This window comes from Kitasatospora sp. NPDC057223 (assembly GCF_042669755.1).
Classification (GTDB): domain Bacteria; phylum Actinomycetota; class Actinomycetes; order Streptomycetales; family Streptomycetaceae; genus Kitasatospora.
This window is the reverse complement of sequence record NZ_JBHUWW010000123.1, coordinates 1-21,162: the sequence shown is the minus strand read 5'-3', so window position 1 is coordinate 21,162 and position 21,162 is coordinate 1. Positions and strand designations below refer to the sequence as shown.

General features: G+C 75.4%; 16 protein-coding genes. 12 read left to right on the top strand and 4 right to left on the bottom strand.

What is annotated here, in order from left to right; all coding sequences use genetic code 11:
- Positions 1-9: 9 nt before the first annotated feature.
- The gene (locus ACFUK0_RS31680) at positions 10-1,011 is read left to right on the top strand and encodes a beta-ketoacyl-ACP synthase 3 (RefSeq protein WP_380255926.1); all 1,002 of its coding nucleotides are present in this window, start codon (positions 10-12) and stop codon (positions 1,009-1,011) included.
- 40 nt (positions 1,012-1,051) lie between these two features.
- Here ACFUK0_RS31680 and ACFUK0_RS31675 read toward each other — a convergent pair whose 3' ends face one another.
- The 3 genes from ACFUK0_RS31675 to ACFUK0_RS31665 form a co-directional block, all read right to left on the bottom strand.
- A complete protein-coding gene (locus ACFUK0_RS31675) occupies positions 1,052-2,914 on the bottom strand; it encodes a BTAD domain-containing putative transcriptional regulator (protein ID WP_380255925.1) in 1,863 nt (620 codons plus the stop codon).
- Between the two features lie 480 nt (positions 2,915-3,394).
- Positions 3,395-3,610, bottom strand: a complete 216-nt coding sequence (locus ACFUK0_RS31670; protein WP_380255924.1) for a DUF5988 family protein — start codon at positions 3,608-3,610, stop codon at positions 3,395-3,397.
- A gap of 259 nt (positions 3,611-3,869) precedes the next feature.
- Complete coding sequence (locus ACFUK0_RS31665) at positions 3,870-4,547, bottom strand: esterase/lipase family protein (RefSeq protein WP_380255923.1); 678 nt, start codon at positions 4,545-4,547, stop codon at positions 3,870-3,872.
- A gap of 152 nt (positions 4,548-4,699) precedes the next feature.
- On the opposite strand from ACFUK0_RS31665, the gene ACFUK0_RS31660 reads away from it, so the two are divergent.
- The 3 genes from ACFUK0_RS31660 to ACFUK0_RS31650 all read left to right on the top strand — a co-directional run bounded on the left by ACFUK0_RS31660 (position 4,700) and on the right by ACFUK0_RS31650 (position 10,770).
- Positions 4,700-7,456 carry an AAA family ATPase gene (locus tag ACFUK0_RS31660; protein WP_380255922.1) on the top strand — a complete coding sequence of 919 codons (2,757 nt, stop codon included), beginning with the start codon at positions 4,700-4,702 and terminating at the stop codon, positions 7,454-7,456.
- Positions 7,457-7,601: 145 nt separating this feature from the next.
- The gene (locus ACFUK0_RS31655; protein WP_380255921.1) at positions 7,602-9,278 is read left to right on the top strand and encodes an FAD-dependent oxidoreductase; all 1,677 of its coding nucleotides are present in this window, start codon (positions 7,602-7,604) and stop codon (positions 9,276-9,278) included.
- Positions 9,279-9,282: 4 nt separating this feature from the next.
- Entirely contained in the window at positions 9,283-10,770 is a 1,488-nt protein-coding gene (locus ACFUK0_RS31650) for an ATP-binding protein (RefSeq protein ID WP_380255920.1), read from the top strand.
- Here ACFUK0_RS31650 and ACFUK0_RS31645 read toward each other — a convergent pair.
- The gene (locus ACFUK0_RS31645; RefSeq protein ID WP_380255919.1) at positions 10,757-12,241 is read right to left on the bottom strand and encodes an oxidoreductase; all 1,485 of its coding nucleotides are present in this window, start codon (positions 12,239-12,241) and stop codon (positions 10,757-10,759) included. The two genes, ACFUK0_RS31650 and ACFUK0_RS31645, sit on opposite strands and share 14 nt — an antisense overlap.
- 247 nt (positions 12,242-12,488) lie before the next feature.
- Between ACFUK0_RS31645 and ACFUK0_RS31640 the strand changes: the two genes are divergently transcribed.
- From ACFUK0_RS31640 to ACFUK0_RS31605, 8 genes are all read left to right on the top strand, one after another.
- Entirely contained in the window at positions 12,489-13,811 is a 1,323-nt protein-coding gene (locus ACFUK0_RS31640) for a PucR family transcriptional regulator (protein ID WP_380255918.1), read from the top strand.
- Between the two features lie 372 nt (positions 13,812-14,183).
- Entirely contained in the window at positions 14,184-15,020 is an 837-nt protein-coding gene (locus ACFUK0_RS31635; protein WP_380255917.1) for an ABC transporter ATP-binding protein, read from the top strand.
- Complete coding sequence (locus ACFUK0_RS31630; protein WP_380255916.1) at positions 15,017-15,814, top strand: ABC transporter ATP-binding protein; 798 nt, start codon at positions 15,017-15,019, stop codon at positions 15,812-15,814. Before ACFUK0_RS31635 ends, ACFUK0_RS31630 begins: the two co-directional genes overlap by 4 nt.
- Positions 15,811-16,701 carry a branched-chain amino acid ABC transporter permease gene (locus tag ACFUK0_RS31625; RefSeq protein WP_380255915.1) on the top strand — a complete coding sequence of 297 codons (891 nt, stop codon included), beginning with the start codon at positions 15,811-15,813 and terminating at the stop codon, positions 16,699-16,701. The genes ACFUK0_RS31630 and ACFUK0_RS31625 overlap by 4 nt, the downstream gene beginning before the upstream one ends.
- Positions 16,694-17,845, top strand: coding sequence for a branched-chain amino acid ABC transporter permease (locus tag ACFUK0_RS31620; RefSeq protein ID WP_380255914.1), 1,152 nt, complete (start codon positions 16,694-16,696; stop codon positions 17,843-17,845). Before ACFUK0_RS31625 ends, ACFUK0_RS31620 begins: the two co-directional genes overlap by 8 nt.
- A complete protein-coding gene (locus ACFUK0_RS31615; protein ID WP_380255913.1) occupies positions 17,842-19,098 on the top strand; it encodes an ABC transporter substrate-binding protein in 1,257 nt (418 codons plus the stop codon). The genes ACFUK0_RS31620 and ACFUK0_RS31615 overlap by 4 nt, the downstream gene beginning before the upstream one ends.
- Before the next feature lie 97 nt (positions 19,099-19,195).
- Complete coding sequence (locus ACFUK0_RS31610; RefSeq protein WP_380255912.1) at positions 19,196-20,788, top strand: long-chain fatty acid--CoA ligase; 1,593 nt, start codon at positions 19,196-19,198, stop codon at positions 20,786-20,788.
- Between the two features lie 114 nt (positions 20,789-20,902).
- Positions 20,903-21,162: NAD-dependent epimerase/dehydratase family protein (locus ACFUK0_RS31605; RefSeq protein ID WP_380255911.1), on the top strand; the 260-nt coding region annotated here is incomplete at its 3' end.

Below are 21,162 nucleotides of genomic sequence, written 5' to 3'. Positions count from 1 at the left end.
GGAACAGCGATGGCCGAGTACGCACCCGCCGGGGAGCCCCCGCGGTACGCGAGGATCACCGGGGTCGGCGGCTACCGTCCGCGCCGCGTGGTCGGCAACGAGGAGGTCTGCCGCCGGATCGACTCCTCGGACGAGTGGATCCGGCGCCGGACCGGGATCAGGAGCAGGCGTTTCGCCCAGCCCGACGAGACGCTGGAGGTGATGGCGGCGACGGCCGTCGACAAGGCACTGGCCGACGCCGGGGTGTCCGCCACCCAGGTCGGGGTGATCATCACGGCCACCATGTCCTACCTCTTCCAGGCCCCTCCGCTGGCCAGCCGGGTCGGCGCCCTGCTGGACGGCTTCGAGGGCTCGGCCTTCGACGTGTCGGCGGCCTGCGCGGGGTTCTGCCACGCACTGGAGCTGGCCCGCGCGCTCGTCGCCTCGGGCGGCGCCCGGCACGTGGTCGTGGTCGGCGCGGAGCGGATGTCCGACATCGTCGATCCGACCGACCGGTCCACCGCCGCCATCTTCGGCGACGGCGCGGGGGCCGTGGTGGTCGGCGCCTCGCCGAGGCCCGGCATCTTCCCCGCGGTGTGGGGCAGCGATCCCTCCGGGGCCGACGCCATCGCCCAGCCCGACCCCTGGTGCTGCGGGCCCGACGGGCCGGACACCCGGGCCCGCCACCTGCGGATGGCGGGGGCCAAGGTGCTCCACTGGGTGGCCGGCACCATGCCGGGCGTCGCGGCCGCCGCGCTGGCCCGGGCGGCGCTGGACGTCCGGGACCTCGCGGCCTTCGTCCCCCACCAGGCCAACCTGCGCATCGTCGACTCCCTGGTGACCGCGCTCGCCCTGCCGGAGCAGGTGCGGGTGGCCCGGGACATCGTCGAGACCGGCAACACCTCCGCCGCCTCGATCCCGCTGGCACTGGAGTCACTGCTGGCGGAGGGCCGGCTGTCGGGGCGGCCGGCCCTGCTGATGGGGTTCGGGTCCGGGCTCGGCTACTGCGCCCAGGTGGTGACCCTCCCGTGAGCCCGCCCGCCGGGCCCCGCATCCCGGGGGGCCCGCGCGTTCACCGGGCCACCTGCCGTCCCCGCGGCTCGGCGCGCAGGCTCCGGGGGCGGCCCGACATCCGCACCGCGACCTCCCGGGCGTACAGCTGGACGAGCAGCGGCAGGACGTAGACCGCCCGGTGCACGCTCACCTCGGCGGCCGGCAGGGTGACCACGCCGGAGTTGACCAGGGCTTCCAGCTCCCTGAGCGCGGTGCCCTCGTCGCAGCCCAGCGCGACCGCCGCCCCGGCCAGTGTGAACGGCCGGGCCAGCGGGAGCCGGCCCAGGCGCAGCAGTGCCGCCCGGCAGGCGGGTGTCAGATCCCGCCAGCAGAGGGCCAGTCGCGGGCGTACGACCACGTCGCCGGCGGCGAGTTCGTCCAGCACCGACCACGGATCCGCCAGCCGGGCGGCGAACTCCCGCAGCGGCAGGTGCCGCAGCACGGCCAGCTTCAGCCCGCTCGCCCGCACCGCGAGCGGCAGCATCCCGCTCGCGGCGACGATCGCCTCCGCGGCTCTGAGATCGCTGCGCAGGCGGTGCGGGCCGATGATCCGGCCGAGCAGTTCCAGCGCCTCGGCCGGCGAGTACGGCGGCAGTTCGATCCGGTGCACCGGTGCCAGGCCCGCGAGCCGGGCGCGCGAGGTCACCACGGCCGCGCTCGCACCGTCGGCGGGCAGCAGTGCGCGGGTGACCGCCTCGTCCGGGGCGTCGTCGAGGACCAGCAGCACCCTGCGGCCGGCGAGCCAGGCGTGCCAGCGGGCGAGGCTCCGGTACGGGTCGTCGCCGGGGCGGCCGGCCGGGCCCACCAGGTCCGCCAGGCCCGCCAGCCGTGCGAGCTCGGCCAGCACGTCCTCCCAGGGCCGCGGCGACCCGTCCGCCTCGCGCAGCCTCACCAGCAGCCGGCCGTCCGGGAACTCCGTCTGGAGCAGGTGGGCGACCCGGACGGCCAGGGTGGTCTTGCCGATCCCCGGCGGACCCACCAGCACCACCACCCGTCCTCCCCCGCCCAGGAGTTCCCGCAGCTCGCGGCCCTGCTCCGCACGGCCGGTGAAGTCCGCCGTGTCGGGCGGGAGCACCGTCCGCGCGAGGCCGGCCGCCGAGCGGGTCCGTCCGGCGGTCAGGATCGAGCGGTACTGTCTCTCCAGCGCCGGGCTCGGCGCCAGGCCCAGTTCCCGGGCCAGCAGCTGGCGGTAGCGGTCGTAGACGGCCAGGGCCTCGGACTGGCGGCCCATCAGGTGCAGGGCGTTCATCCGGGCCGCCTGCAGCCGCTCGCGCAGCGGGTGCTGCTCGACCAGCTCGCCGACGGTCTCGGCGACTCCCGAGGCGGTGCCTCCCCGCTCCAACTCGGCCTCGGCCCAGTCCTCGTAGCCGCCGAGCCGGCGCTCCTCCAACTGCTCGGCCGCGGCCCGGACGAGCGGCGAGCTCCGCAGGTCGGCGAACGGCTCGCCCTGCCAGAGGTCCAGGGCCTGGCGCAACAGGTCGGCGGCCGCGTCGAGTTCGCCGGCGGTGGTGGCCACCCGGCCGGCCTGGGCGAGGTCCTGGAAGTGCAGCACGTCGAGCTCCGAGCGTTCCAGCCGCAGCCGGTACCCGCCGCAGTCGTGGACGATCCGCGCCCGGTCGCCCTCGCCCGCGTCGTCCCCCAGCAGCTTGCGCAGGGCGGAGACGTAGACCTGTAGGTTCTTGCGGGCCGTCCTCGGCGGTTCGTCCTGCCACACCACCTCCGTCAGCAGGTTGAGCGAGACGGGCCGGTTGGGGCGCGAGAGCAGCATGGCGAGCACCAGCCGCTGCTTGAGCGGGCCGAGCGGCACCGGCCGGCCCGCGACCTCGACCTGGAGGCGGCCGAGGACGGAGAACCGGAGCGCACCTCGCCGTTGCTCGTCCAAGGACTCCTCCATGGGGTGTCGGCCGCGGTGACACGGCCCGCCGGCCGGCCGGGGAACGGCCACGTCGCGGGAGCCCGGCGGCAGCCGTACCGTGCGGCCCGCCGTCCTCCCACGGCGATCTTCCCGATCCGCGACCGGCGGGGCATCGGGGCGTCATACCTATGTTCCGGGCGCCCCCTCCGGCCCGTCCGGGTAGGCCGCCCCCATGATCTGGACGGGTCCGCGGGCGGGCCGACCGCCCTGGGGTTGCGACGTACGGGCCGACCGCACGCGAACCGAGCACCGGCCGGCCGCTCCCGGGGGACCGCGCCGCGAACCCCCTTCCTGGGCTCACCCCGGTGGCCAACACGGCGGGGGCGGTGCCCCGGGAAGAATCCCCGGGGCACCGCCCCCTGCCCTCGATCACCGGTCGGGCCGCTGCGGGCCCGGCCGGTCTCCGTTCCCGGCGAAGTCGCCGCACCCTCGCGGGGCGGCGGCCGGCTACTCCGCGACGTACGTCCGGTGGCTCCACTCGAAGACCGTCAGCTCGCGGCCGGCCACGCTGACCTGCTCGCGGGTCGGCCCGTAGTGCTCGTAGTGGCTGCCCATCGGGAGCTTGAGCACCTCGGTCAGATCCCGGACGGCGACCTGCCCGTCGGAGTGCGGCCCACCGCGTAGGAGCACGTTGGCCTGACGGCCGCTGCTCGGATTCGTCATCGGACAGTCCCCTCGGCGCAGTCGATCGGCATCGCGGCCGTCGTCGGCGGCGAGGTCGGAGGTGGCTTGCGGTCGACCCAGCCTGCCACCCACCGCTGAAGCCGCGCTCACGTGCCGCTTGGTCCGGCCGTCGCGGTGCGGCCGCCGGGCTCAACACCGCCGGTCACGCCGCCCGGCAGGCGGGCGCCGCCCGCACCGACGCCGGCCCCGGCGCCCTCGACGGGCACCGGGGCCGGGTCGGCCGGGTGGATCAGGTGGATCAGGTGGCGAGGAAGTTCTTCACGGCGCTCAGGGTGATCGTGTCCGTGAGGAAGCCGATGTGGGTCTGGCAGGCGACGAGGTTGTTAGTGGCGCCGCTCAGGACGGTGCTGGTGTAGGGCAGGATCACGCCGTCGCACGGCGAGTACCAAGTGCCGTACTTGGTGCTGCCCGGCGTCACGTCGCCCGAGGTGACCGTGGCGAGGAAGCTGGAGCCGGGGTACATCTCGATGCAGGAGGTGTAGATCAGACAGGCCGACGCGTAGGTGGTGCCGTGGTTGGCGCCGGCGATCGAGGCCAGGTGGCGGACGTAGGGCTGGCCGCCGAGCTGCTTGACGTACCAGTCGCTGACCAGGCCGCCCATCGAGTGGTTGACGATGTCGACCTGCTTGGCGCCGGTCCTGGCGAGCACCTGCTGGACGTAGCTCGCCAGGCTCGCCGCGCTGCTCTGGTTGGACTGCATCCAGTTGTAGTCGAACGCGAACAGCTCGCCGGAGGTGTAGCCGCCGGCGGCGAACAGGGCTTCGGCAGTCGCCCAGTTGGAGGAGCTGCCGCTGAACCCGTGCACGAAGACGACCGGGGTGTGGGCGGTGGCGGCGCTCGCGGTGGCGGGCTGCACCGCGGTGGTGAGACCGAGGGCGGCGAGGGCGGCGAGCAGCAGGGCGGGTATCCGTTTCACGGGGGGCTCCTCTTGCGAGTGGGTGGTGGCAGCAGTCTCGGGGGCCGCCCGGGGCTGCGGACCGGTGGAATCACCGGTCTTCCGTGGTTGTCATGACCAGAGCCGGTGCCGACCTCTTCCCATCGCGGCGACCCGGGCGTGACACTGGCGCCATGGACGCTGGGCCGGATGGGCGCGGGGCACCCGGGCACCCCCTGCACGGACGTGAGCGCGAGTACGCGGTGCTGGCGGACGCGGTGTCGCAGGCGCGCGCCGGGCGGGGCGCAGCCGTCCTGCTGGTGGGAGCGCCGGGGGCGGGCCGGTCCTCGCTGCTGGCCGGAGCGGCCCGCGCGGCGGGCGGTTTCACCGTCCACCGGTCGGAGGGCGCCGAGGCCGAGGCCGCGACCGCGCTGGCCGGGCTGCACCGGTTGCTCCTCCCCCTGGCCCCGCAGGTCCGCCTGCTGCCCGCCCGGCAGGCGCGGGTGCTCGGCGAGGTGCTGGACGGCCGGCCGCCCGGGGCCGGGGAGTTCGCCCTGGCGGTCGCCGTCCTCGGACTCCTGGCGGGCGCCGCGCGCGAGCGGCCCGTGCTGTGGTGCGTCGACGACGCGCAGTGGCTGGACGTGCCGTCCCTGCGGGTCCTCGGGTTCGTGGCGCGCCGGCTGGCCGGCCTGCCGGTCGTGCTGGCGCTCGCGGCCGATCCGTCCGGCCGGGCCGTGGACGCGCTGGGCGGTGCCCGCTCGGTGCCGCTGGGGGCGCTGGATGAGGCGGCCGCGTCGAAGCTGCTGGCCGACCGGGGCTGCGCCCGGCTCGGGCCCGAGGTGCTCGGCGAGATCGCCGACCTGGCCGAGGGCAATCCGCTGGCGCTGGTGGAACTGGCGGGGGCGGCCGCGGCGACGTGGTCGGCCGGGCCGCCGGCCCTGCCCCCGTCGAGCCGTCTCCGGGCGTCCTACCGCGACCGCCTCCGGGCACTGTCGGCGCAGGCCCGGGGCCTGGTGTGGCTGGCCCTGATCGGTGAACGGCTGCCGGTGCGCACGCTGCTGGCGTCCGCCTGCTCCTCGGGGGCCGGGCCGGAGGCGCTCGACGAGGCGCACGCCTCCGGGCTGGTGGTGATGGACGAGTCCGTGGTGACGGTGCCCGGCCGTCTGGTGCGGTCCTGCCTGCTCGCCGAGATGCCGCTGGCCGACCGGCAGGCGGCTCATGCCGCGCTGGCCGGGGCAGCGGGCCCGCACTCCTCGCCGCTGTTCCGGGTGGTGCACGAACTCGCGCTGGCCCAGCGACCGTTGGACGAGCTGATGGCGGAACTCGACCTGGCGACGGCCGCGGCCAGGGGCGCCGGTGACCCCGGCGCGGCCGCGGCCGCCCTGGAGCGGGCCGCCGAGGTGCTCGCCCATCCGGACGCCCGGGCGCGCTGCCTGGTCACGGCGGCGGCGGACCGGCTGGCCGGCGGCGACCCGCAGCGCTCGCGGGCCCTGCTGCGCCGGGTGCCGCCGCAGTGCCCGGCGCCGGTCACCGGCGGCCTGCGCCTGCTGGTCCGGGGCGAGCTCGAACTCCGCGACGGCGTACCCGCCATGGCCTACCGGTCGCTGTCGTCGGCCGCCCCGCTGTTCGCCCCCTCGCACCGCGGGCTGACGGTGCGCGCACTGATGCTCGCGGGTGAGGCGAGCTGCCTGGCCGGCGATTTCACCGCCTACTTCGCGCTCGCGGAGCGCGCCCGTCCGATGCGGCGCGACGACGATCCGGCGGCGGTGCAGCTCGGCTTCGACCACCTCGCCGGCATGGCCGCGACCTACCGGGGGCGGTACGACGAGGCGACCTCGGCCCTGCGGAAGGTCGTCCGGCGCGCCGACGCGGTGCACGATCCGGAGTCGGTGACGTGGGCCAGCCAGGCCGCCTACTCGCTCGGGGACGCCCGGCGCGCGTACACCCTGGCGGTCGAGGCCGTGCACGGCGCCCGGGAGCTGGGCGCCCTGTCGCTGGTGCCGGGCGCCCTGGTCTACCAGGCGCTCGCCGCCCTGATGCTCGACCGGCACGCCGCGGCCGAGACGGCGGCGCTGGAGGGGATGCGGCTGGCGCAGGCCACCGGCCAGCGCAATCTGGCGGTGGACCATGTGGCGATCCTCGCCCTGCTGGCCGCTCTGCAGGGCGACCGTGCCTCCGCCGCGCTGCGGTTGACGGCCGCCGCGCCCGAGGTGGCGACCCGTGAGCTGGGCCGCCCGAGTGCCTTCAACTGCTGGGCCTCGGCCTGCCTCGACCTCGCCGACGACCGCCCGGCCGACGCGCTGGACCGCTTCGGCCACATGGCGGCGGGCGCGGGCCAGATCAACCTGGCGATCAGGGGGCTGGCCGCGCCGCACTTCGTGGAGGCCGCCGCCCGCTGCGGCCAGCGGGCCAGGGCCGAGGGCGCGCTGCGCTCGTTCGAGGCCTGGGCCGCGAGTTCGGGCAGCACCACCCGGATGGCACTGGCGCACCGCTGCCACGGACTGGTGGCCGAGACCGACGCGGTGGCGGAGGAGCACTTCCGGGAGGCCCTGCGGCTGCACCGCGGCGACAACGCGGCCCTGGAGATGGCCAAGACCGAGTTCTTCTTCGCGCGCCGGTTGCGGCGGGCCCGCAGGCCGAGTGCGGCGCGCGGACTGCTGCGCGACGCGGTGGCGGTCTTCCGGCAGTTCGAGGCCCGGCCGTGGGCGGACCGGGCGACGGCGGAGCTGCGGGCGGCCGGCGACAGCGTCGCCCCGGCGGGTCCGCCGACGGGGCCGGAGCTGACCGCGCAGCAGGCACGGATCTCCGGCCTGGTCGCCCAGGGCGCGACGAACCGGGAGATCGCCGACCTCCTCCTGCTCAGCACCCGCACCGTCGAGTACCACCTGCGCAACATCTTCACCCGGCTCGGCGTGCGGTCGCGGGTGGAGCTGGCCGCGCTGTTCCGCTGACTCCCGCCGCAGGCCGGGCCGGTCACGCGCCCGAGAGGCGGCATCTCCGCCCGCGGGCGGAGAATCGGTGGGGAGCGAGAGGTGGAGCGGAGTCCGGGCGCCACCGGGGTCCGCGGTGGCCGCAGCAGGCAGGCAGGGGACAGCGATGGCGGAGAGCGGCGAGGCGCCGAGGACGGTGATCCTCACCGTCGACGACGATCCCGGCGTCTCCCGGGCCGTCGCCCGCGACCTGCGCCGCCGCTACGGGGGCTCGCACCGGATCGTCCGGGCCGAGACGGCGCAGTCGGCCCTCGACGCGCTGCAGGAGATGAAGCTGCGCGGGGACCTGGTCGCGGTGATCGTCGCCGACTACCGGATGCCGCAGATGAACGGCATCGAGTTCCTGGAGCGGGCGATGGACGTGTTCCCCGCGGCCCGCCGGGTGCTGCTCACGGCCTACGCCGACACCGGCGCGGCGATCGACGCGATCAACCTGGTGGACCTCGACCACTACCTGCTCAAGCCGTGGGACCCGCCGGAGGAGAAGCTCTACCCGGTGGTCGACGACCTGCTGGACAGCTGGCTGGCCACCGACCACCGGCCGGTGCCGGAGACGAAGGTGGTGGGCCACCGCTGGTCCGCGCACTCCTCCGAGGTCCGGGAGTTCCTCGCCCGCAACCAGGTGCCGTACCGGTGGTACCCGTCGGACGAGCCCGAGGGCCGGCGGCTGCTCGCCGCCGCCGGCGAGGACGGGCTGCGGCTGCCGCTGGTGATCACGGCGGACGGCCGGGTGCTGGTGGAGCCCGACGCGCGGGAGCTGGCCGGCCGGGTCGGGCTGGCCACGGCGCCGTCCGCCGAGTTCTACGACCTGATCGTCATCGGCGGCGGGCCGGCCGGGCTGGGGGCCGCCGTCTACGGCGCCTCCGAGGGCCTGCGGACGGTGCTCGTCGAACGCACGGCGACCGGCGGGCAGGCCGGCCAGAGCTCGCGGATCGAGAACTACCTGGGCTTTCCCGACGGCGTCTCCGGCGCCCAGCTGACCGAGCGGGCCCGCCGCCAGGCCGCCAGGTTCGGCGCCGAGATGCTGACCGCGCGCGAGGTCGTCGGGCTGGAGGCCGTCGGCCCGTCCCGGACGGTCCGGTTCGCGGACGGCTCGGAGATCGCCGCGCACACGGTGATCCTGGCGACCGGTGTGACCTACCGGCAGCTGGCCGCGCCCGGGGTGGCGGAGCTCACCGGGCGGGGCGTCTACTACGGCGCGGCGCTCACCGAGGCGGCCGGCTGCGCGGGCAAGGACGTGTACGTCGTCGGCGGCGCCAACTCGGCGGGCCAGGCCGCGGTGTACCTGGCCAGGGGCGCCCGCTCGGTGACGATCCTGGTCCGCGCCGCCGACCTGACCCGCTCGATGTCGCACTACCTCGTCCAGCAGATCGCGGAGCTGCCCTCGGTCACCGTCCGCGCCGGCACCGAGGTGGCGCGGGCCCACGGGAGCGACCATCTGGAGGCACTCACCCTCCGCGACCTGGCCACCGGCGCCACCGAGCGGGTGGACGCGCAGTGGCTGTTCGTCTTCATCGGTGCCGCGCCCCTGACGGACTGGCTGGAGGGGGTGGTGGTCCGCGACGGGAGCGGCTTCGTGGTCGCCGGGCCGGACCTCGCACCGGGCGGCACGCTGCCGAAGGGCTGGCCGCTGGAGCGCGTCCCGTACCACCTGGAGACCAGCGTTCCCGGCGTGTTCGTGGCCGGGGACGCGAGAGCGGAGTCGGCCAAGCGGGTCGCCTCGGCGGTCGGCGAGGGCGCGATGGCCGTGATGCTGGTGCACCGCTACCTGGAGAGGTTGTGACGCCGTGGGCGGACCGGTGACCCTCTGCAGTCCGGACGAGCTCCGCACGCTCTTCCTGTTCGAGCGGCTGACCCCCGAGCAGTTGGCGTGGCTGTGCCGCGAGGGGCGGGTGGAGGCCTTCCCACCGGGGCCGGTGTACGCCGAGGGCGATCCGGCGACCTGCTTCTACGTGCTGCTCGACGGCGCGATCGTGCTGTCCCGGCGGGTCGGGGCCGACGACGTCGAGGTCAACCGGACTTCGCAGCGCGGCGTCTACAGCGGCGCCTTCCAGGCCTACCTGGGGGACAGGGTGCCGCAGGTGTACAACAGCTCGCTGCGGGCCGTGGAGCCGTCGAGGTTCTTCGTCCTGTCGGCCGGCTCCTTCGCGGGGCTGATGAGCGAGTGGTTCCCGATGGCGGTGCACCTGCTGGAGGGGCTGTTCCTCGGCGCGCAGGTGGCCGAGGAGGCCGTCGGGCGGCGGGAGCGGCTGCTCGCCCTCGGGTCGCTCTCGGCCGGTCTGACCCATGAGCTGAACAACCCGGCCGCCGCCGCGCTGCGGGCCACCGCCGCCCTGCGGGAGCGGGTCGCCGGCATGCGCCACAAGCTGGGCCGGATCGCCGGCGGCCTGCACCCGAAGGAGGGGCTGGACGCGCTGATCACGCTCCAGGACGCCGCCGTCGAGCAGGTCGCGGCCGCCAAGGCCGTCTCGCTCGGCCCGCTGGAGGCGGCCGACCGCGAGGACGCCGTGGAGGACTGGCTGGAGGAGAAGGGCATCGCCGACGGCTGGCAGCTCGGACCGGCCTTCGTCCAGGCCGGCCTCGGCCTCGACTGGCTGCGCCGGGTCGAGGACACCGTCGGCGCGGAGAGCCTGGAGGGCGCGCTGCGGTGGCTGCACTACACCGTGGAGACCGAGCTGCTGATGAACGAGGTCGAGGACTCTACGACCAGGATCTCGGACCTGGTCGGCGCCGCGAAGCAGTACTCCCAGCTCGACCGGGCCCCGCACCGGGTCGTCGACGTCCACGAGCTGCTGGACAGCACCCTGATGATGCTCTCCGGCAAGATCCCCGCGGGCGTGAGCGTCGTCCGCGACTACGACCCGGCGCTGCCGGCCGTCCCCGCCTATCCCGGGGAGCTGAACCAGGTGTGGACCAACCTGATCGACAACGCCCTGTCCGCCATGGCCGGCAGCGGCCGCCTGACGGTGCGGACCGCCGTCGACCACGACAACGTGCTGGTGGAGTTCGGCGACACCGGGCCGGGCGTGCCCGAGGAGATCCGGGGCCGGATCTTCGAGCCGTTCTTCACCACCAAGCCGGTCGGCGAGGGGACGGGCCTCGGCCTGGACATCTCCTGGCGCATCGTCGCCAACCGCCACCACGGAGACCTCCGGGTCGCGTCGGTGCCGGGCGACACCCGCTTCCGGGTGACGCTGCCGATCGCCGGAGGGGAGCAGCCGCAGGCCGGGACGCCCAGGCCGCCGGCGGACGGGGAGCGTCCTACTGACGGGTGAGCGACCTGCTCATGCCCGCCAGCAGCGCCGTGGTGAGCAGCCAGCCGGCCGCGATCAGGCCGTAGCCCAGCCACTGGTGCAGCCCCGTCCAGTACCAGGCGGTGCGCTGGCCGAAGCCGCCGATCGGGAGCAGCAGGTCGAGGGTGTAGACCAGCGGGCTGAAGGGGGCGCGCTGCTCGGACTGCACCGCCGCGGGTGATCCGGTGCTGAACGCGGCGGTGCCGAGGACCGCGAGGCCGAGCAGCCAGATCCCGGCCTGCCACGGGCGGTAGCCGTACCCGACAGTGACGTCCAGCAGCCCGCCCCAGGCCCGCCCGAGCGGGTGCAGGGTCCGTCGCCGCCGGCGCTGCTTGGCCAGCAGCACCTGCCGGGCCGCTTCGTCGTCGCCGGTCCTGCGGTACCAGGCCGCGAGTTGCTCGTACGGCTGCGGGGAGTAGCCGGGCAGTCCGGCCAGCCACGCCAGCCGCCGGGCGACCGGCGCGGGCCGGGGGGCGGCGTCCTGCAACGAGGTGTACGCCAGGCCGTCGAGGCGGCTGTCGGCCGGCCAGCTCACCTCGTTGTCGCACAGGACGGCGACCTGGGCCTCGTGCAGGTCGACGTTGCCCTTCGGCCGGGCGGCGGGGGTGAGCAGGAGTTCGCCGGCGTGCAGCCGGCCGGCGTCCAGCGCCGTCCCGCCGCCGTCCAGGACGGCGCCGGCGAGGGAGAGCCGGCTGCGGACGGCGGCGCCCGGCAGCCGGATCGCGCCGCGGGCGGTGAAGCCGTCGGCCAGCACCATCGTCGAGGCGGTGAGGTCGTCGCCGGTCAGCGCGTCGCCGCCGGCGTTGTCGATCAGGGCGCCCTCCATGAAGAGTCCGCCGTTGAACCTGGCCCCGACCAGCCGCAGGCCGCCCCGGGCGGTGAAACCGGTGCGGGCGAAGCAGCCGCCGTCCAGTTCCAGGCCGCCGGCCCACAGGGCCCAGGTCGCGGGGGCGAGGGCGGGGTCGGCGGGCCGGCCGTCCAGCAGTTCGGTCGCGGTCAACCGGGCTCCGCTCAGACGGAGTTCGCCGATCACATGGGCGCGGGTGAGGGTGAGGCGGCCGTCGATCACCGAGTCCTGGAAGAACAGGTTGCCGTCCACCGTGACCAGCCAGCCGTCCAACCCGGGTATCCGGCAGCCGACGAAGCCGGTGGAGCGCAGCGACGCGCCGCGCAGCAGCACCTGCTGTTCCAGCTCGCACCGCTCCAGCCGCAGTTCGTGCTCGACCCTGGCTCCGGCCAGGTCCAGTTGCCCGGTGATCCGGGCCCCGGTCAGCCGCAGTGCCCCGGCGCCCGCCGGGCTGCCGTCCCGGCCACCGAGCAGCAGCGCCTTGAGCACGGTGGCCCGCACCGTCCGCTCCGCATCGGCCCGGCCGGTGAGATCGACCGTCGCGCCGTCCGGGAACGCCTCCCGGAGCAGCCGCTCCGCCTCGTTCAGGTCCTCGTACGCCGGCACCCGCGCCTCCCCCACCCGTCGCCCTCACCCCTTGCCACCACCGGATGCACCCTAGCCAACCTGCGGGGCACGGATGACAGCGCGTCAGCGCGGCGGGGTCGGACCGGGCCGGCCGACGGGCCCCGCCCGGGCCGGTGCCCGGTCACGATTCGGCGTTCAGGCGCGGGCAGGCGCGGCGGCGTCCTTGTGCGGGCCGCCCGGCATGGCATTAACTACCGGTGCTAGTTATGCAGACGAGGGAGCGCTCGTGACACCACCAGCCCTGGCTCCGCCCGCCACCGCCCCGACCGGCCCGGCAGGCCCGGACCGGCTCCGCGGCCTGCCCGGGGACCCGCCCGCCCGGCGTCCCGTCCAGAACCGGGCCGACACCGAGGCCGAACAACTGCTCCGCCGCACCGCCCGGCACCTGCTCGGCGAGGTCGAGGGCCTGGCCCGCGAACTGGTCGTCATGATCACCGAACGGGAGCCCGCCTACCGCCCCGCCGCGGGCGGCGCCGAGGACCTGTACCTGGAGGTGCGGACCTCCCTGGAGAGCTCGGTCCGCACCCTGGTGGACCCGGCCGGCACCTGGGAGGCGGCCAGGCGCTGCTCCTGGCAGATCGGCGCCGGCCGGGCCCAGCACGAACTCCCCCTCGGCGCGCTGCTGCACGCCTTCCGGCTCGGCGGCGGGCTGGTCTGGCGGCGCCTCGTCGAGACCGCCACGCTGCGCGAGCCCGACCGCGCCCACCTGCTGGTGCACAGCGCCGCCGGCATCTGGAGCTTCGTCGACGAGCACTCCGGCCTCATCACCGAGGCCTACCGGGCCGTGGAGCGCCAGAACGCCCGCGAGCAGCGCGAACGCACCCGGGCCATGGTGCGGTCACTCCTCGACGGCACCACCCGCGCCTCCGCGCTCGCGACCGTCGCCGCCGCACTCGACCTGCCCGAACGCGGCCGGTACCTGGTCGCCGCACTGGCCGCCCCGGACGGCCCCCGGCACCGGCCGCAGCCCGCCGGGCCACCCGCCGAACCGCCGGCCGGCCTGCGGATCCTGCGGCACCGCGATGCCGGCCGCGAGTACGCCGTCGTCCTGCTGCCCGAGGAGGAGACGGAGCCCGGGAGCACGGAACTCGCCTCGGTGGCGCAGTATCTGAGCAGATGTCATGTCTTCCGGGTGGGCGTCGGGCCGGTGGTCGGGGAACTCGCCGGGCTCGGCGCCGCCCGCCGCGCCGCCGACACCGCCCTGCGCACCTGCACCGGCGACGGCGACATCGCCCTGCTGCACGAGCGCCTGCCCGCCGCCCTCGTCGTCTCCCTCCCCGACTTCGGCGCCGCCCTGGTGGCGCGCGCACTCGGCCCCGTACTCGAACTCGACCACCAGGACCGCGAGTCCATGCTGACCACGCTCGCGGTCTGGCTCGACTGCGCGGGCTCCGCCCAGCGGGCCGGCGCCCGCCTGTACTGCCACCGCAACACCGTCCTCAACCGGCTGCGCCGCTACGAGCAGTTGAGCGGACGCAGCCTCAACCACCCGCGGGACCTCGTGGAGCTCTCCCTCGCGATGGACGCGCACCGGCTCGGCTCCGCCTGACCACTCGCGCCTGACCGCCCGCGCGGGGCCGCCCGCCGAGGACGGCAGCCGAGGGGGCCCGCAGGGGGCCGCACGGGGCCGGCCCGCCGTTCTGCGACGGCCGGCCCCGTACTGCGCTCTCCCACCCGGCACTCTGCCGCCCCGGGGCAGCCCGCGCCAGCGCCGGAGCCATCACTGGTCGGCGTCACAACGGCGCCCGTGCCCGGCTGTGCAGCCGCAACCCATGCCCGCCCCGCCATGGACCGTGCCGGGGCCGCCGTGGTGTTCTGCGGTTCACCCAGAGCCGGGCGGAAACCTGCCGCACCGGCGTCTCCCACCCTCCCGAGCGACCGCGGCCCCTGCGCGCCGCCCCGCCCGGACGCAAGGAGCACCATGAGCCCACCCGAGCCCCCCAGCGCGCCCGGCGGATCCGCCGCGCTCAGCATCGAGGACCTGCACGTCACCTACGGGCGCGCCGTCGAGGCGCTGCGCGGTGTGTCCCTCGAACTCCCGGCCGGCCGGGTCGTCGCCGTGCTCGGCTCCAACGGGGCCGGCAAGAGCACGCTGCTGCGGGCCGTCTCCGGCACCCTCGGGCTGCACCGCGGCGCCGTGGTGCGCGGCACAGTCCGCGTCGGCGGGCAGGCACTCACCGGTGACCCGGCCCGGGCGGTGCGCGGCGGGGTCGTGCAGGTGCCCGAGGGCCGCCGGGTGTTCGCCGGTCTCACCGTGGAGGAGAACCTGCGCGCCGGCGGCCTCGGGCAGGGCCGGCAGAGTGCCGCCGCCCGCCGGCGGGCCCGCGAGCGGGTCTTCGAGCTGCTGCCGGTGCTGGCCGAGCGCCGCCGCCAGCGGGCCGGGCTGATGTCCGGCGGCGAGCAGCAGATGCTCGCCATCGGGCGGGCGCTGATGGCGGGCCCCCGCGTGCTGCTGCTGGACGAGCCCTCGCTCGGGCTGGCGCCGCGGATGGTCCGTCAGATCGGTTCGATCGTGCGGGAGATCAACCGGCAGGGCACCTCGGTGCTGCTGGTGGAGCAGAACGCCGCGATGGCGCTGGCGATCGCCCATCGCGCCTCGGTGCTGGAGAACGGCCGGGTGCGGCTGGAGGGCCCGGCCGCGGAGCTCGCCGCGGGTGACGAGGTGCGGCGCCTCTACCTCGGCGCCGCCGAGGAGGACTCCCCCGGCCCGGCCGGCGCCGGGACGCCGCGCCCGGCCCTGAGCAGGTGGACGGCGTGAGCCCCCGGACCGCCCGGACCGTCCCGGCCGCCCGGCTGACCGTCCGGGACGTCACCGTCCGGTTCGCCGGCCTGACCGCTCTGGACGCCGTCTCGTTCACCGTCGAACCCGGCAGCGTCCACGCGCTGATCGGCCCGAACGGCGCCGGCAAGTCCACCTGCTTCAACGTGCTCTCCGGGGTCTACCGGGCCGCCTCCGGCAGCGCCGAGTACGCGGGCCACGACCTCACCCGCCTGCCGCCGCACCGGATCACCGCCCTGGGCGTCGCCCGCACCTTCCAGAACATCGTGCTCACCGAGGGCAGTGTCGCCGACAACCTGATGCTCGGCCGGCACCGGCTCACCCGGGCCGGCTTCACCTCGGCCGCGCTCCGGCTGCCCGCCGCCGTCCGCGAGCAGCGGCGGCACCGGGAGCGGGCCGCGGAGATCGCCGGATTCCTCGGGCTGGAGGCGTACTTCGACCAGCCGGTCGGCCCGCTGCCGTACGGGGTGAAGAAGCGGGTGGAGATCGCCCGGGCACTGTGCACCGAACCGCGGCTGCTGCTGCTCGACGAGCCGGTCGCGGGCATGAACCCGACCGAGCGGCTCGCCATGGCCGCCACCGTCGCGGCGATCCGGGACTCCCTCGGCATCTCCGTCCTGCTGGTCGAGCACGACATGGGGATGGTCATGCGGCTGGCGGACGCCGTCACCGTGCTGGACTTCGGCCGCCGGATCGCCGACGGCTCCCCGCAGGCCGTCCAGCAGGACCCCGACGTCGTCCGCGCCTACCTCGGACAGGAGGAACCCGCATGACCACGCTCGCCGAGACCGTGCTCGACGGCGTCGCCCTCGGGTCGGTCTACGCCCTGATCGCGCTGGGCTTCGTCGTCGTCTTCAAGGCCTCCGGGGTGATGAACTTCGCGCACGGCTCCGTCCTGCTGCTCGGCGGCTGGACCATCACGGCAGGTCACTCCGCGCTGGGCTTCCCGCTCGCCGTGCTGCTCGGCGCGGCAGCAGCCGCCGCCGCCTCGGGTCTGCTGTACCTGCTGTCCGCCCGCGGGGGGCGCGGCGCCGGGGTGCACGTCGCCACCATCCTCACGATCGGCGTCGACCTCGTGCTGGTGACGGCGCTGGCGCGCGGCATCGGCGCGGACTTCCTCGCCACCGGCGACCCCTGGGGCACGGCGGTGCTCCGGTTCGGCGGGGTCTCGCTCGCGCAGTCCCGGCTGGCGGGCATCGTGGTGTCCGCGGCCCTGATCGGCGCGTTCTTCGCGGCGTTCCGCTGGTCGCGCTGGGGGCTGTCGATGCGCGCCGCCTCCGCCGACCAGGAGGCCGCTGCGCTGATGGGCGTCCGGCTCGGCCGGATGCGGCTGACCGCCTGGTGCGCGGCGGGTGCGCTGGCAGCCGTGGCGGCGGTGTTCCTGGCGGCGTTCCCCGCACCGGGCCTGGACCGCTCCACCGGCCAACTCGCCCTCGCCGCCTTCCCCGCGGCGATCCTCGGCGGCATGGACTCGGCCCTCGGCGCGCTGGCGGGCAGCATCGCGATCGGCCTGGCCGGCGCCCTCGCCGCCGGCTATCAGGACCGTCTCGGCCCGCTCGGCGAGGGCCTGCCGGCCGTCGCCCCGTACCTCGTGATGATCGTGGTGCTGCTGGTGCGGCCGGCCGGGCTCTTCGGATCGAAGGAGATCTCGCGTGTCTGACCTCCTGTCCTACCGCCTTGCGGGGCGGGCGGCCGGCGTCGTCGCCCTGCTGGTGCTGCCGTTCTACGCGGACGGGTTCTGGCTGCAGAGCGGGCTGTTCGCGATGGCCGCCGTGCTCGGCGCGACCGGCCTCAACCTGCTCACCGGCATCGCCGGCCAACTCTCCCTCGGCCACGCCTTCTTCCTCGCCGTCGGCGCGTACGGCTACGCCTGGCTGTCCGCGGAGCCGTCGGGCGGCGGCAGCGGCGCGCGGCTCTCCGGGGTGGGGCTGCCGCCGGCCGCCGCCTTCGTCCTCGCGGTCGCGCTGGCCGGCGCGGCGGGCGGGCTGTTCAGCCCGATCGCCGGGCGGCTGCGCGGCATGTACCTCGGGGTGGCCACCATCGCCCTGGTCTTCCTGGGCCAGCACGTGATGCTCGACTCGCGCGCGCTGACCGGTGGGTTCAACGGTCGCGCGGTGACGCCGATGGAGCTGTTCGGCTTCTCCTTCGGCGACGGCTCACCGGAGGGTCTGGCGGTGCTCGGCGTCCCGTTCGGGGGCGTGGAACGGCTCTGGTACCTCGGCCTGGCGCTCGTCGCCGTCGGCCTGTTCACCGCGCAGGGCCTGCGGCAGGGCCGCCCGGGGCGGGCGCTGGCCGCACTGCGGGACAGCGAGACGGCGGCCGCGGTGATGGGGGTGCCGGTGGCCCGGTACCGCTGCGCGGCGTTCGTCGCCTCCTGCCTGTACGCCGGCGCCGCCGGGGCGCTGACCGCCCTCGTCTTCAAGCGCGTCGTCCCGGACCACTTCGGGCTCGCGCTCTCCATCGACTACCTCGCGATGATCGTGATCGGCGGCCTGGGCTCCGTCGGTGGCGCCGCCGCGGCGGCCGTGCTGGTCTCGCTGCTGCCGCAGGTCCTCACGACGTACGCGGACCGGCTGCCGCTGATCGCGCCGACGGGCTCGGACGGCTTCGGCGCCACTCCCGGCGAGGCCGCCCGCTACCTCTACGGCGCGGCGATCGTGCTGATCCTCACCTTCGCGCCGGGCGGCCTGGCCGGCCTGGCCCGGCGCCGCCCCGGAGCCCCCGTGAGCGCGCCGCCGGCCGCCGGCGCCACCGCGCCCCACCCTGCCACCCACCCCTCGACCGGCAAGGAGCCGACCCCGTGAACCGCAACCGACTCGTCAGATCCGCCGCCGCGGCAACCGTTCTCCTGCTCGCCGCCACCGCCTGCAGCACCAAGGCCGACCCCTCCTCGGACCGGGTCGGCAAGGACGGCGTGGCGATGGGGCCGGGCGTGACCGACAGCACGATCACCGTCGGCGCCCTGACCGACCTCACCGGCGTCTACGCGTCCCTCGGCAAGAGCATCGTCAACGCCCAGCAGCTGTGGGCGGAGCAGACCAACAGGATCGGCGGGATCTGCGGCCGCAAGGTCGAGATCAAGGTCAAGGACCACGGCTACGACGTGCAGAAGGGCGTCGCCGCGTTCGCCGAGGTCGAACCGGAGTCCGCCATGCTGACCCAGGTGATCGGCTCCCCGATCGTCGCCGCGCTGAAGCAGGACATCGCGGCGCGCAGGATCCTCACCCTGCCGCTGGGCTGGTCGTCCTCCCTGCTCGGCCAGGAGTACGTGCAGGTCGTCGGCCCGACGTACGACATCGACATGGTGAACGGCGTCGACTTCCTCACCCGCAAGGCCGGCCTGGCCTCCGGCGACCGGATCGGGCACGTCTACTTCGAGGGCGAGTACGGCGAGAACGCCCTCGCCGGCGCCCAGTACGCGGCCCGGCAGCACGGGTACGAGATCGTCGGCCAGAAGATCAAGGCCACCGACACCGACCTCGGCGCCCAGGTCACCGCGCTCAAGCAGGCGGGCGTCAAGGCGATCCTGATCAGCGCCGGGCCCAAGCAGACCGCCTCGCTGGTCGGGCTCGCCGCCGCCCAGGGCCTGCTGGTGCCCGTCGTCTCCAGCGCCCCCGGCTTCGCCCCGCAGCTGCTCGACAGCGCGGCCGCCCCCGCCCTGGAGAAGCTGCTCTACCTGACCAGCGGGTACCCGGCGGCGAGCGCCGGGACCACCCGGATGCGCCTGCTCGTGCAGGACTACCAGGCGCGCTACCCGGACGCCCCGGTCGACAGCGGCGTCATCAGCGGCTGGGTCGCCGCGCAGGTCGCCGCCGAGTCGCTGAGCGACGCCTGCGCCGCCAAGAAGCTCACCCGCGACGGCATCTCGGCCGCCCACCGCGGCCAGGCCGCCCTCAACATCCTCGACGTGCCGTTCGACTTCACCGACCCCGCGAAGCCGTCCACGTACGCCTCGTTCGTCCTGCGGCCCTCCAAGGAGGCGGTCGGCGGCCTCGCGGTGGTCGAGCCCGCCCACGAGGTCGCCGCGAGCCGCAGCTACCCGCTGCCCAAGAGCTGACCGGCGCGGCCGGCCGGGCCCAGCGCCCGGCCGGCCGGACCGCTCCCGAACCGCACCCGCCGCCGCACCGCCCGGCCGACCCCCGAAAGGGCCTTCCGTGACCCTGTCCCTCGCCTGCATCCTCGCCGAGGCCGCCCGCAGGTACCCCGACCGCACCGCCGTCGTCGACGGCCTGCACCACGAGACCTACGCCGCGCTCTGGGCGGGTGCGCTCGCCCGCGCCGCCGCCCTGCGCGACCTCGGCGTCCGCCCGGGCGACCGGGTGGCGCTCATGGTGCCCAACACGGTCGACTTCCCCCGCGCCTACTACGCGATCCTGGCCGCGGGCGCCGTGGTGGTACCCGTGCACCTGCTGCTCACCCCGGCCGAGATGGCGTACGTCCTCACCGACAGCGGGGCCCGGTTGCTGGTCGTCGACCGCTCGCTGGCCGGAGCGGGCGCGGAGGCCGCGTGGCTCGCGAGCATCCCCGTCGTCGGCGTCGGAGCGCCGGACAGCGAGGCGGAGCTCCTGGCGCGCGGCCGGTCGCAGGCGGACGCGGCCTGGAGCACCGTCCTGACCCGCCTGGAGGACCTCGCGCAGGGCGTCGCCCCGCTCACCTCCTACGCCACCCGGCAGCCCGGTGACCCGGCGGTGTTCCTCTACACCAGCGGCACCACCGGGCGCTCCAAGGGCGCCGTGCTCACCCAGCTCAACCTGGTGATGAACGCGATGGTCAACGCCTTCGACGCCAACGACGTGACCGCCGACGACGTCGTGCTCGGCTGCCTGCCGCTGTTCCACGCCTACGGGCAGACGGTGGCGATGAACACCACCTTCCGGGTCGGCGCGACCCTCGTGCTGATGGGCCGCTTCCAGCCGGACCGGGCGCTGGAGCTGATGGCGGAGCACCGCGCGACGGTCTTCCACGGCGTGCCGACCATGTTCGTGGCCCTCACCGAGGCGGCTGCCCGGCAGCGGCCCGCCGGGCTCTCGCTGCGGATGTGCGTGTCCGGCGGGGCCGCACTGCCGCTGACCGTGCTCGAAGCCGTCGAGAAGCACCTCGGCGCCCCGGTCTTCGAGGGGTACGGGCTCTCCGAGACCGCCCCCACCGCGGCGGTCAACCAGCCGCACTTCGGCACCCGGGCCGGTACGGTCGGGCACCGGATCTGGGGGGTCGAGGTGGAGATCGCGGTGCCCGAATCCGATCCGCCCGCCTTCCTGCCCGACGGCGAGCTCGGCGAGATCCTCGTCCGCGGCCACAACGTGTTCGCCGGCTACCACAACCTGCCCGAGGAGAGCGCGGCCGCGATGGCAGACGGCTGGTTCCGCACCGGTGACCTCGGCACCAGGGACACCGACGGCTTCCTCACCATCGTCGACCGCACGAAGGACGTGGTGATCCGCGGCGGCTTCAACGTCTACCCGAGCGAGGTCGAGGACGTGCTCATGCGTCATCCCGCCGTCGGCCAGGTGGCGGTGATCGGCCTGCCGCACCCCGTGCACGGCGAGGAGGTCTGCGCCGTCGTGGTGCCCGCCGACCCGGCTGCGCCGCCGGACCGGGCCGCCCTGGTCGCCTGGGCCGCCGAGCGGCTCGGCCGGCACAAGTACCCGCGCCAGGTGGAGATCGCCGACAGCCTGCCGCTCGGCCCGAGCATGAAGGTGCTCAAGCGCGAGCTGCGCCGCACGATCGCCCCCGCCACCGGGAGCTGACGGCGGACCCGGACACTCTTGTTGACTTATGTTGTGTTGTGTTTGGTATTGTTTCACCGTTCGCCGGGTGACGACTCCAACCGCACCCTTCGACTCTCCGTGGGAGGTTGCAGCATGAGCAAGTACCTGGTCACCGGTGGTGCCGGTTACGTCGGCAGTGTGGTGGGCGCGCACCTGCTGGAGGCGGGTCACCGGGTCACCGTCCTGGACGACCTCTCCACGGGCTTCCGGGAGGGCGTGCCGGCCGGCGCCGAGTTCGTCCGCGGCCGGATCCAGGACGCCGCCGACGTGCTGGACGGCTCCTTCGACGCGGTGCTGCACTTCGCGGCGTCCTCGCAGGTCGGCGAGTCCGTGGCGGACCCGGAGAAGTACTG